The 16493-nt window shown below is 36.3% G+C and carries 4 protein-coding genes; all 4 read left to right on the top strand.

Translation table 11 applies throughout. The features are described 5' to 3' along the window. Window positions 1–1603 (top strand): MopE-related protein (locus tag CLV33_RS13700; RefSeq protein ID WP_146109745.1); only part of this gene is annotated, 1603 nt, incomplete at its 5' end. A gap of 219 nt (window positions 1604–1822) precedes the next feature. Continuing rightward, window positions 1823–7906, top strand: coding sequence for a choice-of-anchor D domain-containing protein (locus tag CLV33_RS13695; RefSeq protein WP_105474388.1), 6084 nt, complete (start codon window positions 1823–1825; stop codon window positions 7904–7906). 226 nt (window positions 7907–8132) lie between these two features. Then, the gene (locus CLV33_RS13690) at window positions 8133–11333 is read left to right on the top strand and encodes a LamG-like jellyroll fold domain-containing protein (RefSeq protein WP_105474387.1); all 3201 of its coding nucleotides are present in this window, start codon (window positions 8133–8135) and stop codon (window positions 11331–11333) included. 249 nt (window positions 11334–11582) lie between these two features. Continuing rightward, window positions 11583–16484, top strand: coding sequence for a LamG-like jellyroll fold domain-containing protein (locus tag CLV33_RS13685; RefSeq protein ID WP_105474386.1), 4902 nt, complete (start codon window positions 11583–11585; stop codon window positions 16482–16484). Window positions 16485–16493: the final 9 nt, after the last annotated feature.

The raw sequence follows: 16493 nt of genomic DNA, 5'->3' as shown, positions 1-16493 counted from the left end.
TTATTCATTGACTGCACCTGCAACTCCAGATTGTGACGATAACGATGCCGACGAGTTCCCTGGTCAAACTTGGTACATCGGTGTGGATAACGATAACGATACTTTCTTCGGAAGTGTAACCTCAGTGACCGCTTGTGAGCAACCTGTTGGTTATTCATTGACTGCACCTGCAACTCCAGATTGTGACGATAACGATGCCGACGAGTTCCCTGGTCAAACTTGGTACATCGGTGTGGATAACGATAGCGATACTTTCTTCGGAAGTGTAACCTCGGTGACCGCTTGTGAGCAACCTGCTGGCTATTCTTTAGTAGCACCTGCAACTCCAGATTGTGATGATAACGATGCCAACGAGTTCCCTGGTCAAACTTGGTACATCGGTGTGGATAACGATAGCGATACCTTCTTCGGAAGTGTAACCTCGATGACCGCTTGTGAGCAGCCTGTTGGATATTCATTGACTGCACCTGCAACTCCAGATTGTGATGATAACGATGCCGACGAGTTCCCTGGTCAAACTTGGTACATCGGTGTGGATAACGATAACGATACTTTCTTCGGAAGTGTAACCTCAGTGACCGCTTGTGAGCAACCTGCTGGCTATTCATTGACTGCACCTGCAACTCCAGACTGTGATGATACCGATGCCAACGAGTTCCCTGGTCAAACTTGGTACATCGGTGTGGATAACGATAGCGATACCTTCTTTGGAAGCGTAACCTCGGTGACCGCTTGTGAGCAACCTGCTGGCTATTCATTGACAGCACCTGCAACTCCAGACTGTGATGACAACGATGCCAACGAGTTCCCTGGTCAAACTTGGTACATTGGTGTGGATAACGATAGCGATACCTTCTTCGGAAGCGTAACCTCGGTGACCGCTTGTGAGCAACCTGTTGGTTATTCATTGACTGCACCTGCAACTCCAGATTGTGATGATAACGATGCCGACGAGTTCCCTGGTCAAACTTGGTACATTGGTGTGGATAACGATAGCGATACCTTCTTCGGAAGTGTAACCTCGGTGACCGCTTGTGAGCAACCTGCTGGCTATTCATTGACAGCGCCTGCAACTCCAGATTGTGATGACAACGATGCCGATGAGTTCCCTGGTCAAACTTGGTACATTGGTGTGGATAACGATAGCGATACCTTCTTCGGAAGCGTAACCTCGGTGACCGCTTGTGAGCAACCTGCTGGTTATTCTTTAACAGCACCTGCAACTCCAGATTGTGATGATACGGATAACACAATTTACCCCGGAGCTCCAGAAATCACCAATGATGGTATTGACCAAGACTGTAATGGTTCGGATCAAACTACTTTAGAAAGAGATAAGATAGAATTCCAGAATATTTCGGTAACCCCTAATCCATTCGGTGATACCATTAACATTGCCTTACCGTTAAGCTATAATAATATCGAATTTAGTATTCAGATATTTGATATGAATGGTAGATTAGTTATAGACAGGCACTATTCAAATATTAATAATAGAATAAACGTAAGTGGTTTAGATAAATTAGATCAAGCACCTTACATCATTAAAATTATTAATACAGCAACTGGATTCTCTATGATGAAACAATTGATAAAATTCTGATAAAAAAGATAAAAACGAGATTAGGTTTAAGTTAAGTCTAATCTCGTTTTTGTTTTATGAATAATCAGTTAAATCTTTTTAATCTCAATTCTACAACATACTAAATATCAATTATTTACTAAAATAAAATGCATTTCATCGATTATATTTGCATTTCATAGAGCTATAGTATACATTTGGCGCTAAATGATTAGTCCCAAACTAAAAACTTAATCTCTCATGAAAAAAACTACTTATCTATTAAGGTTGTATGTGTTTATTAGTAGCATGATACTTTCCTTTAGTTTATACTCACAAACTTGTGGGAGTACTATAAATACATTTCCATACTCCGAAGGCTTTGAGTCTGGAATAGGTTTATGGACTCAAGATAGTGGAGACGACTTCAATTGGACACGAGATAGTGGTGGAACTCCAAGTTCTGGCACAGGCCCTAGTACAGGTAATTCAAGTACATGGTATATGTTTATTGAAACATCTTCCCCTAGAACAAATGGAGATACAGCTAACTTAGAAAGTCCTTGCTTTAACCTCACAGCTGCTAGTGCAGCAACATTTTCATTCTGGTACCACATTTATGGAGGTAACATAGGAGGATTGTTTGTAGAGCTTAGTACTGATAATGGAAGTACCTATCCAAATTTGTTATGGTCTGAAACCAACCAAGTACAAACATCAAATGCCCAAGCATACAATCAAATTAGTTTGAACCTAGCCGCCTATGTTGGACAAACAGTAAAAATAAGATTTAGAGGAGTAAGAGGAGCAAGTTGGAATGGTGATATTGCTATTGATAATGTTTCTATGACAGCTATACTAGGTCCTATTCCTGAAATAAACATAAGAGGTAACGGCACGGACATATCAGATAACGATACTTCACCAAGTACAGTGGACGATACTGATTTTGGAAGTCAAGATGTTACAGTGGGAACTAATCCTAATACATTTACCATTCAAAATACTGGTACCGGCACATTAAACTTAACTGGTGGGCCATTAGTAAATATTAGTGGTGCACATGCAGGAGACTTTACAGTAACTACAAATCCTTCGAGTAGTATTGCCCCTTCTAGCAGTACAACATTTACCATAACATTTAACCCTAGTGCTACTGGACTTAGAACAGCTACAGTAAGTATAGCAAATAATGATTCGAATGAAAACCCATACAATTTCAATATTCAAGGTACAGGAACTACAACTTTACAAGAAATTAACATCCAAGGGAACGGTGTTGATATTTCTAATGGAGACATAACTCCTGATATAGCAGATGACACAGACTTTGGAAGTCTTTTAATCTCAAGTGGCACAAATACTAATACATTTACTATCCAAAATTTAGGAACAATAACTAACTTAAACTTAACTGGAGCTTCTCCTTATGTAAATATATCCGGAGCACATGCTAGTGATTTTACAGTTACTGCTATACCTTCAGGCACAATTGCTGCTAGTAGTAGTTCAACTTTTCAAATAACTTTTGACCCTAATGGAGCAGGTTTGAGAACCGCCACCGTGTCTATAGCCAACAACGACGCTGATGAAAATACGTATACATTTAATATTCACGGTACAGGAATAACTGGACCACCTATTTATACGATTTATTATGAGAATTTTGACGAAAACAATGGAGGATGGACTGCATCTACTGGGTCTACAACAAATTGGTCTTATGGAACAGGATTAACAGCAGCATCTGAGGTAGCAGAAGGAAGCTATTGGTTCACTGACACTTACAACGACTACTCTAGTAATGCCTATACAACTGTGGAAAGCCCTATAATATCTACTACAGGGTATTATAATATGGAATTTAGCACTGATATACGCTATAATGTAGATGCAGATGATGACGATGGTATGATTGTAGAATACAGAAAAAGGTCTTCAGGAGTTTGGTCGCCATGGACAATTTTAGGTACATATGGAGATGGCACAAATTGGTACGATGGATCTGGTGTAGTTGATGCTTTATCTGTTGGTTCTGATGGTTGGACAGGAAATACAAATACTACACAAGCCATTTCTAACTATTTTGAAACTGCTAAAATAGCATTACCAACATCATTAGACAATTCTGCTGAAATTCAATTTAGATTTGTATTTGCTTCTGACAACGATGTCACTGTAGATGATGGAGTAGCATTTGATAATGTTTTAATTTATGCTGATCCAATAACTCCTTTTCCTGACCCAATTATTGGGCCTGGTTCTATGAATGCTAACTTAAAGCTTTGGTTAAAAGCCACTTCTGAATCAGGAAGTATTACTGATGGAACTGATATTGATAATTGGTCTGATAGTGCTTTTGATAATGATGCTAATGCAATTACTACTAATAGCCCGTCTTTTCATGATAATAACACAGACAACATAAACTTTAATCCAGTAATTAACTTTGACCGATCAAGTGCAGAGTTTATGCGGGGTAAAGGCGGTTATTTTTCACATGATTATTTTGTAGTCATAAAATCTAACGGTACCATAAATAATGGTGGCAGTAATAGGCAGGTCCCTATTGGAGGGAGAGTTGCTGATGTAAGTCCACAAGTTGATGGTACTGGCTTGGGATTAGGCAATATTTCTCGCAGATTTGCTGATGAAGTTGTTGCCCACATGTCAAGTTCTGTTCCTACCTCACCTACACCTGCTTCAGAATTACAATATGGCAAAGCATTTACGAGCACCTCTGAAAGCTATACCGATGAAGTGATTATATATAATATAAAAACCAATCCTTTAGACAACACCACAGAAATCTATAAAAACGGTATCAGAATAGATAATATGGAAGGTCAAGCCTTCAATACATCTCCATCTCCTGGATCGTTTACAGGAAACTTAAATTTTTCAGAATTTTTAAATCAACAATACTATTTGGGTGTTGGAAGGTTTACTTTAAACGGTAACATTCCTGCTTATGTAGATGGAAAAATTACAGAAATTATAAGTTATAGTTCTAAAAATTCGTCTTTAGGACAACAAAAAATTCAATCGTACCTAGCTATAAAAAACGGAATAACATTGCATGCTACAAATAGTACAACAGCAGATAGACTAAACGATGTAGATTATATCAATTCCCAAGGCGATGTTATATGGGACACATCAGAAACGGGTTATAATTATGACATAGCAGGAATTGGTAGAGATGATAACTCTGGTTTACTTCAAAAACAATCGGCTAGTGAAAATAAATTTAGTGATGGCACAGGACTAACAAGCGGATTTTTAACTATAGGTTTGAGTGATATTTACGATACAAATAATGTGAATATAAGTACCAATACCACAACTTTTAATGACAGAGAGTATTTAGTTTGGGGCAATAATAATGCACCTCTATCATCATCACCAAGTACTATCTCTGTAGATATGAGTTCTGGCATATCAGGTTTATCTACCCCTGTATCCTTTGTAGCCATGCAACGTGTATGGAAAGTAGTTGAAACTGGAGGAGACATCCCGTCTTGTAAGGTTAGAATTCCACAAAATGCCGTTAGAGGTTTTACGCCTCCTGGAAGTTACTACATGTTTATTTCTGACACAGGTATTTTTGACCCAACAGCAGATTACAGAGTGATGACTCCCGATGGAAGTGGAAATTTAGAAGCCGACTATAATTTTAACGGCACTAAGTATATTACGTTTGGGTACGCGCCGCAGGTTATTAGAGAACGATCTGTTTATTTCGATGGCGTTGTTGACTATATGGATATGGAAAACAACTTAGATTTAAACCCAACTGAATTTACCTTGTCTGCATGGATTAAGAGAGACACAGGTACAACTAATGCTTCTATCATGTCAAAAAGAAATGCAGCAAATACAGAGGGATACGATTTAAGAATTAATGGTTCTGGAAGATTAGCGTTTACAGTAAACGGTGCAGCAAGTACTATAACATCATCTGTAGCGATACCAGAAAATAAGTGGCATCATGTTGCTGTTATTTACAATGCAGGTACCGCAACACTTTATATTGATGGTGTACAAGATACATCGTTAGCATTACCAGCCCCTGTAGCAACATCACAAAAGTTCTTAATTGCAGCAGCAGATGGATGGGATCCAAACACAACAGATTATTTCGCAGGAAACATAGATGAAGTAAGAGTTTGGGATGTGGCACTTAGTCCTGCTCAGCTTAGATATATGATGAATCAGGAGCTCATTGAAATTGTAGATGTAAGCGGAACACCTACACCCTTTTTAATTAAAGGAGACGTAATTCCTGTAGGTATTACAAAAAATGAAATTAATTCAATGCCATGGACAGATTTAGCCGCTTATTACCCTATGTCGGTATATACATACACCAATACTGATGATATGTCTGGTAATAACATACAAGGAGCTTTAAGAAACTTAAATACGGTAGATTTCCAAACCGCACCATTACCATACCAAACGCAAGCCGCTGGTTCATGGGATGCTACAGGTACTTGGCTAAACAATGCTGTTCAAGACTTACCAAATTCACTTTCTATAGTTGATGGCACTACACCAATTGACTGGAATATTGTTGAAATAAATCATAATACTTATTTGGGAGCAACACCTACAGCGGTAAGAAGTAGAGACTGTGCTGTACAAGGCTTAATATTAGATAGTGGTGATTTGCAAGTTAATGGTGATACCGCTGCAAATGAAGGTATAGGTTTAACAGTAACGCATTATTTAAAACTTGATGGCACTATTGATTTAGAAGGTGAATCTCAATTAGTACAAACTGACCGAAGTGATTTTGATGCTACAAGCACAGGCACATTAGAGCGTGACCAACAAGGCGTTGCTAGCTCTTATATTTATAACTATTGGAGCTCTCCAGTATCGCCTACCAGTAACGCAGATTATACTGTTTCAAGTGTATTTAACAATGTAGGTTTCTTAACTTCTGGGTATAACGGAACAGCCTCACCTGTACAAAATGCCGATTATTGGATTTGGTCTTATGCCAATTTACCAAATAACGATTATGCGCAATGGCAACACACCAGAAGTACAACAGCTATACCAGTAGGGCAAGGGTTCACCATGAAAGGTCCTGGTGTTGCAACTCCAGAACAGAATTACGAGTTTCTGGGTCAGCCCAATAATGGCGATTTCAGTTTACCAATTACTGTAGATAATGATTTTTTAATTGGTAATCCATACCCGTCTGCATTAGATGCAAATGCTTTTATTTTAGATAACCTAAGTACTACCGATGGCGGTACTAATACTCAAAATATTATTACAGGGGCACTATACTTCTGGGATCACTTCTCAGACAGTACTCATGCCTTAGGAGAGTATCAAGGCGGTTATGCTGTTTACACCTTACTTGGCGGTACCTTAGCTATATCTAGCGATGCTAGAATTAACGCCACTTATGTTTCTGGAACAAAACGCCCCGAAAGATATATTCCCGTGGGACAAGGGTTTTTTGTATCTGCTGTGAACGACCCTACTATAACTGGATTATCGCAGCCCATAGTTGGAGGAAATATCTTGATTAAAAATAGCCAAAGAGTATTTCAAAAAGAAATTGTAACTGGTACTAATTCTGGATCCATATTTGTTAAGGGCAAGAAAAACAACAAGTCTGTTACAAACAACGGAATTGTAGACACCAGACAGAAAATAAGATTAGTGTTTGATTCTCCCAATGGCTATCACCGCGAACTATTAACAGGGGTTGATGCAAATGCTTCAAACGAATTTGATTTAGGTTACGATGCGCTTTTAATCGATTCTGCAAAAGAAGACATGTATTGGAACTTTAATAATGTACCTCTGGTAATTCAAGCAGTTAATAATTTTAATAAAGAACAGGTGTTGCCATTAGGCATTAAAGTATCTAAAGCAGGCTTAGCTACTATTAGAGTAGACGAGTTTATAAACATAGAAAGCGATACCAATATCTACATTCACGATAAAGAGTTAAACTTATATCACGACTTAAAACAAAATGAATACACTATAAGTTTACAACCAGGTGAATATAAAGATAGATTCGAAATTACCTTTAGCAGTAATGTAACTCTAAATACTAATCATTCAGAATTTGAAAATTTACAAATACTGTATTCTAACGAAAATAAAAACTTGGTAATTCAAAATCCTACAGAAAAAAGTATTACGGAGATTGAAGTTTTCAATTTAATAGGTCAGTCTATTCGCAACTTTCCTCAAGCTACCGATGCCAATACTATTAAACATAATATTGAAGGAATTGCAACCGGAATTTACATAGTTAAAGTTAATTTAGAGCACGAAAATTCCATTTCCCAAAAAATAATAATAGAATAAAAATAGTTTGCTAAATATTTAAATATTTTAAAAAGTTGGAATAAGTAAATTTAAAACCTGTTCCAACTTTTTAATATCGTTTTGAATATTGTAGCACGTGAAAAATACACTTTATCGATTTTTTTATACATTTTATCGTTAAAATAAAAAACAAACACCTATATTAGCTGGGTATATAATTTATTACCAAACATATATTTAGCCTTAAACTAAATAGTTTAAAATTATGAAGCACATTGCTATTATTATTTTAATGACACTCTCTCTATGTTTTTTTTCTACTAAAACATATGCACAACTTCATACTACTCCAGAATGTGGAAATAATTTTAGCTTGAAATGGTCTACTTTTCCTGAAAATTCTAATGAATATGGCTGGCACCCAGGCACACTTTCTAATACATTTACCAATGTAGATAATTCCGATGTGGATGTTACCGTATCCTTTACTGGAGAAACCAATAGCTTCGGGTTTTGGGCCGGAAACACACCTAAAATAGGTACGCAATCCAGTTACTTATATAAAGGAATAGATTTATTAACCAATGGGTTTAATAGCACTGGTATAACTTGTACTGTTACCTTTAGCAAACCTATATACGCACTTTCGTTCGACATACACCACATAAATGTTTATAATGTAAATGGCGATAAATACACCATTACGGGAAAAAATACTAAAGGAGACACCATCTACCCTGAATTTACCCCTTCTCCATCACCTTCATATACTTCTGATAGTGCAACAGGTATAGTTAACGCAGTTTCTAACTTAACCTCTGGAGAAAACCCAATGGTAGGAGTTAATTTTTCAGACCCTAACTATATCACTAGTATTAGTATTCTTTGGGAAGATTGCAATACTTGTGAAACGCAACAACCACATGCTACAGGTATAGGCGACTTTAGTTTTTGTACACCACAACTTTTAGATTTTGATGGTGCTGATGATTATATAAATACAGCACCTTTTCTGGGAGGTAATAACGAATTAACCATAATGTCGTGGATTAAATTAGATAACAACTTTGATAGAGCAGATATAATGGGGCAACGTAATTTTAGACTGTTTATTGACATTAATAAAAAACTAAGAGCCTTTTTAAAAACCGATACAGGTTTAGATATATTTTCTCCAGAAATTGATGAAGCTTTACTAAAAGAAAACATTTGGCAACATGTAGCGCTCGCTTTTAATGGTAAAGACGGCACAGTGCAACTATATTTAAACGGACAAACCATTTGGAGCTATAGCGACAATGCCCTTACCAACACCAAGATAAATAATTCAAGTGATTGGAATGCAGATTACGACTTTGAAATTGGGAGAAATACGCAAAACAAAAACAACTATTTTAAGGGTGCTATTAACGAAGTTAGAGTTTACAAAAAAGCTTTATCTAAAAACCAATTACATTATCAAATAAATCAAAAAATTGAAAATAGTAATGGAAAAATAAGCGGTACCACAATACCAAAAGACATAGAGGGTTTACTGTGGAATGATTTAATACTCTATTATAAAATGGATATTGATGATACCGGGTACACACCTGATAGCTCTGTAAGCAGCAGAAATGGTATATTACACAACATGACCTCTTTTCAAGAATATTCTGCACCTCTACCTTATGTAACAAATACAACAACTAGCGGACATTGGAATGATACTAACAGTTGGCGACATGGAAATGTTTGGGACATACAAGACAAAACTCCAGAGCACGCCATTATTAAAATAAAAGGTAATTTAGAAATTGATAAAACCATAAATACCACTGGACTTATCTTAGAACAAGGCGCTATACTAACCGTAAATAAAAATGCAGGCTTATTTAACTCATGGTATTTAAAGCTTAACGGTACTCTAAAATTAAATAACGCCTCTCAACTTATACAAACACCACAAAGTACTTTAGACGAATCCAGCTCTGGAATTTTAGAAAAAGACCTAAAGGGTACTGCTGATAAATACACTTATAATTACTGGGCATCTCCTGTTGGCAAGCGTAATAACATAAAAAATAACAGCAATTATTCTGTAAAAGATATTTTTAAAAATGTAGAGTTCTTAACAAGTGGTTACAATGGTTCTGAAAACCCCCTAGGTATAGCAGACTATTGGATTTGGAAGTTTAGCAACAAATTAAGTGATGACTACGCTTCTTGGCAACACGTAAGGAGCTCTGGTGAAATTACTCCTGGAGAAGGCTTTACCATGAAAGGTCCTGGCACAGGCTCTATAGATGAGCAACAAAAATATATTCTTAAAGGTAAACCTAACAATGGTTCTATAAATCTTACCGTAAATGCAGGTAACGACTATTTGGTTGGCAACCCCTACCCGTCTTCAATTGATGCGGTGCAATTCCTACTAGACAACAAAAGTACAATTTCTGGTTTGGGCACAACCAATGGCACGCTCTACTTTTGGAAACATTGGGGTGGTGGCTCTCATATAGCGAACGAATACCAAGGAGGTTATGCTACATTTTCCCTCTCCGGCGGACTACCAGCAGCAACTCAGGGCAATAACAATATAGGAACGTTTGTAAGTAAAGATTTAGTAGAAATACCAGATAGATTTATCCCAGTAGGACAAGGTTTTTATATAACATCTGAAACGAACGGCACCATAAACTTTAATAATGGTCAACGTATTTTTTACCCTGAGGATGATACCACAAATTCAAAAGATAAATATAAAACCCTGGAAAAGAGCGAAATAACAAAAACTATAGATAGTAGAATGAAACTTAGAATTGGGTTTAATTCTACAAATGCCATAAAAAGACAACTGCTTTTTACAGTTGATAAAAATGCTACTTCAGGAGTAGACTGGGGATATGACTCTAAATATATTGATACCCAAATAGATGATATGTATTGGATGTTAAATAACGAAAAATATTTAATTCAAGCTGTAGATACTATAACTACCGAAACTATAATTCCTCTGGGCATACATACAGATACTGCCGGTTATAACAGTATAACTGTAGATAGATTGGAAAACCCTGCCCGTCAAGATTTAAAAATTTATTTACATGATAAGGACTTAAATATTTATCATAATTTAAAAAAATCTAAATACGAAACCTACTTAACCGCTGGATCTCATTTAAATAGATTTGAAATTACATTCTCTAAATCCCAAACTTTAAGCTCAGAAAACAAAGTGCAAACCAATACTGTAGAGGCCTATTATTCAAAAGAAAAAAGTAGTATAATCATCAACAATCCACTTAATCAAACTATAAAATCCGTTGAAATGTTCAATATATTAGGGCAGTCATTATTTCATTTGGCTACAAACTCAAACAATGAATATGTAGAATACAGAGTTCCGCAGAATATTTTAGGCAACTATATATTGAACATAGAGACAGCGCTAGGAAAAACCACTAAGAAAATTTTAATAAGATAGTATTTTTCTTATAAAATAATATAATCAAAACTCTATAAAAGAATTAAATACAGCACAAAAAAACTTTTAATCGATAATATCAAACATTTTAACGATTATTTTAACTTTTTTTTCTATATTTGAGACATCTATAATTTATAGAAACAAAGCTATTAACCCCAAATCTTAATGGTATTGTAAGTTAAATTAATAATAGGCTTGCTAACCATTGATTAAAAATATTTAGCCCCAAACTAAATATACCTACTTATGAAAACCTATATACCCAAAAACTGGTTGTTTGCCGCATACTTTTGTGTTGTAACATCTCTATCTGTGTTTTCGCAAACCATTGTATCTTATGATTTTGAAACCGGACTCCAAGGTTGGATTGATGGCGGTTCAGATTCTGGATTAAACACAAATTCTGTTTACGCCTGTAACAGTTCTCAATCTCTATACTCAAAAGATGATGAAGCTTTAAATAACTTAACTACGTCGCCAAGTTTAAATCTTTCAGCGTATAGCTCTATAGATTTTTCGTTTTGTTTTATTGGGTATCGATTAGATACTGGCGAAGGGTTTTCAGTAGAATACTTTAATGGTACATCTTGGTCTACACTTAAAACTTATGTATTAGGAACAGACTTTGCCTCGAATAACGTACCGTATGAATTTTATTTAACAGTCAACAGCGGATTATCATCCAACTCAAGTTTCAGATTTTCAAGTACTGCTAATGAAAATAATGAATATTGTTACTTCGATGACGTTTTTGTAAAAGTCTCTGCTCCTGAAATTGATGTTCGTGGCAATAACATATCTATTACAAATGGAGACAACACTCCTGCAATTTCAGACCATACAAGCTATGGAACCGCCAATGCCGGAACATTAATAACAAGAACATACACCATTTACAATAAAGGAGGCTCTAACTTAAACATCTCTAATATTAGCTTATCTAATACCACAGATTTCTCAATTATACCTCCTTATTATGCTTCACCTGTTTTACCTTCAACAGGCACTACTACGTTTAGCATTCAATTTAATTCCCTAACCTTAGGCACCAAAACATGTACTGTTACTATTGCAAATAATGATTCTGATGAAGCTTCTTATCAATTTGATATAGATGCACGCGCTGAACAAAACTTTTTTGATAGTGATAATGATGGTATATTAGACAATGAAGATATTGATGATGATAATGATGGTATTGCCGATGGCACCGAGGAGCTAGCCTGCAAAACATCAATAACCGCCACCACTACAAATTATAAGTTTTTAAACGAAACATTTGGCGAAGGGCACAGAACTACAATAAACACAACATACAATGCCGAAACCACCTATTGCTACGAAGATGGTACCGTTGGCGCACCCACCACAGAATGCCCTTCGTTAGGGAGCATGGATTTAGGTGATGGGGAATATACTGTTTATTATAAAGCGGCTGATGGCGATGGAACAAACGATACGCCTAACGGAGAGGTAGCCTCTTGGGCAGACGCATATTGGTACACGGGTGAAGACCACACTCCTGGAGATACAGATGGTAGAATGGCCATGTTTAACGCTTCATACGATCCCGGAACTTTTTATACCGCCACCATAATTGGAGCACTACCCAACGTACCCATTACCTATAGTTTCTGGGTGCTAAACCTAGATACTACAACCGCACCGGGAATTGCAACTAGATTAAGACCAAACATATTAGTAGAATTTAGAGATGTTAACAACAATGTACTAGCATCTATTACCACAGGCGACATTCCGCCGTCAATAAATGGAGACCCTGCAAATAGCTGGCACCAATTTACAGCTAGTTTAACATTTAGTGTTAGTGAATTTTATGTTTACTTTATTAATAATGAAGTAGGTGGTGGCGGTAACGATTTAGCTATAGACGATATAGTGATTTCACAAACTTTATGCGATACCGATAGCGATGGTGTTGCTGATGTTTTTGATTTAGATTCTGATAACGATGGAATTCCTGATGTAGTAGAAGCAGGACTAGGAAACCTTAGCGAAGGTAAAGCTACCCTTACGGGTGTTACATCCTGGGTTGACACTAACCTAAATGGCATGCACGACGCCAGCGAAAGTAATACCGTTCCTGATTCTGACGGAGATGGCATACCCAATTATTTAGATTTAGATAGTGATAACGATACTATTTTTGATGTAGATGAGTCTGGAGCTACAAACACAGGAGATTCCAATTATCAAAATGGTGATGGAGATATTACTGGGAATGGCGTTGGAGATGGCACTGATACCGATGCCGTTAGAGAAACAGATATTGACTCCGATGGAGTCATAGAATATTTTACCGATGGTATATTAGATATTTATGATTTTTTTGAAGGTGGTACTATGGCAACAGCTTATGGCAATAGCAACCAAGGCAGTACAGGTTCTGGTTGGGAATATTTTGTAGTAGATTCTGATAATGACGGCACTCCTAATTATTTAGATACAACCTCAAATGGTACATCCTACGATATATTACATACACTATACTCTAATTTAGATGCTGATAATAATGGAATTATAGACGATACAAATGATGCAGATGGTGATGGTATTGTAGATTTATTTGATACCGATGATACTGCTTTTGGTTCTCCAAGGCTTTTAGACAGAAAATTACATTTATTCTTTGATGGAAGAAATGATTATGCAAGCGAAGCTCCTGTTATTAATGGTTGGGACGAAGCTAGTATGATGTGCTGGATTAAAATAGACCCCTCGGCTACTGGAGATCAAATCATAATAGGACAAAATGTATTCTATATTCAATTAAACTCAGATAAAACCATTACTGCATTTGCCGATGGATATAGCATTTCTAGTTTAAACCCTGTAAACACAGGTATATGGACACATATATCCGCCACTTACAGTTGCGATTGTGTAGATGGGGAATTTAAACTTTACATTAATGGTTTAGAAGTTGCAAGTACAACAACCAATAGCGGTGTATTTCCTTCAGACACATCAAGCTTTACCCTTGGTAAAACACCAGATATTAACTCTAAATATTATAAAGGATATATGGATGAAGTTAGGGTATTTAACAAAGCGTTATCTGCTAACGAAATTCATAAAATGGTACATCAAGAAATTGAGAACAATTCTGGAATAGTTAGAGGTAGCGTAATACCTTTAAATATAACCGATTTTGTAGATGCTTCTACAATTACCCCTTTGAATTGGTCCAATTTAATTCGCTATTATAAACTAGATAGGTATAACGGTAATATTATTGACGATCTCACCACACCAAGTATAGATATTAGCTCAGGAGCCAGAATATACAACTCAAAAATAATCGATGTACAATCTGCGCCATTACCGTATACTACTGTAGCTTCGGCCAGTGGCAACTGGAGCAACCCAAGTAATTGGGAACACGGTAGCGTTTGGGATATACATAGCACCCCTCCTAACTGCGCCATTGTGCATATTAAAGGAAACTTAGAAACCTCTAACAGCATGTCTTCCGTAGGTATAATTTTAGATTCAGGGAGCACTTTAACGGTTAATGGAGACTCTGGATTAACTAATTCTTGGTACCTAAAGCTCGATGGAAAAATAGATTTAGAAGGCGAATCACAATTAATTCAAACTGAAGATAGTACCCTAGACCCAACCAGTGCTGGGACATTAGAAAAAGATCAACAAGGAACCGCTGACACTTTTACATACAACTATTGGTCGTCTCCTGTTGGAAAACGCAACAACTCTACAAATAATAATGACTTTAATGTTACCGATGTTTTCTCTAATGTTAACTTTTTAAGTTCTGGCTATAATGGCAGTGTATCGCCTTTAGGTATTGCCGATTATTGGATTTGGAAATTTAGCAATAGGCTTAGCGACGATTATGCATCTTGGCAGCATGTAAGGCAATCTGGAACACTTAAAGTTGGTGAAGGCTTTACCATGAAAGGCCCTGGAAGTGGCGCAATAAACGACGAACAAAACTATATTCTAGAAGGTAAACCTAACAATGGGAATATAAATTTAAACATTAGTGCTGGTAACGATTACCTAGTTGGCAACCCTTATCCATCAGCTATTGATGCTGAACAGTTTATATTAGACAATGGCGCTACCATAGCTGGCCCTGGTTCTACAACCGGAACATTATATTTTTGGGAACATTGGGGTGGTGGTTCACATATAGCAAACGAATATCAAGGCGGATATGCTACTTACTCATTAGCTGGCGGCGTACCTGCTGCAGCCATAGGCACCAACGATCCTGATGTTGCTTCTGGTGGTACACCAACCAAAATACCTGGTAGATATATTCCTGTAGGGCAAGGTTTCTTTGTTACTGCAGAAACTGGTGGTACAATTAAATTTAATAATGCACAACGAGTATTCCAAATAGAAGATGGTACAAATTCATCATTCCTAAAAAGTAACACTTCTAAAACGTCTAGCAAAAACCAAATGCCTAAGATTAAAGATTCTAGGCTAAAACTAAGAATTGGCTTTAACTCTGTAAATACAATTAGAAGACAGTTACTGCTTACTGTAGACCAAAACGCTTCCAACGGCATAGACTGGGGATACGATTCTAAATACATTGATACCCAAATAGACGATATGTATTGGCTTATTAATAACGAAAAATATGTAATACAAGCTATTGACACCATAACGGAGCAAACCATAATTCCTTTAGGAGTGCATACCAAAAAAGCGGGATTAAATAGTTTTACAATTGATGATTTACAAAACGCCCCTAATACTATAAACATTTATTTGCACGATAAAGAATTGGGCATGTATCATAATTTAAGAAACTCAGATTATGAAACCAACCTATCTGCTGGAGAACATTTAAATAGATTTGTAATTACATTTACCACACAAACACTTAACAATGAAACGTTTGAGACTGCAAATACTATAGAGGTATTCTATTCTAACGAAAAAGAAAGCATTATTATAAATAATCCGGAATTTAAATTAATTAAAGCGGTAGAAATGTTTAATATTCTGGGACAGTCTTTATTTAATTTAAACACAAATTCAAGCAAGAGCCATGTAGAATATAGAATTCCTCGCAATATTTCTGGAAACTATATTATAAACATTGAAACTGAAATAGGTAAAATTTCTAAAAAAATAGTTATAAAATAGTTATTTGAG

The sequence above is a fragment of the Jejuia pallidilutea genome (assembly GCF_002973595.1).
Taxonomy (GTDB): Bacteria; Bacteroidota; Bacteroidia; order Flavobacteriales; family Flavobacteriaceae; genus Jejuia; species Jejuia pallidilutea.
This window is presented reverse-complemented; position numbering and strand designations above follow the sequence as displayed.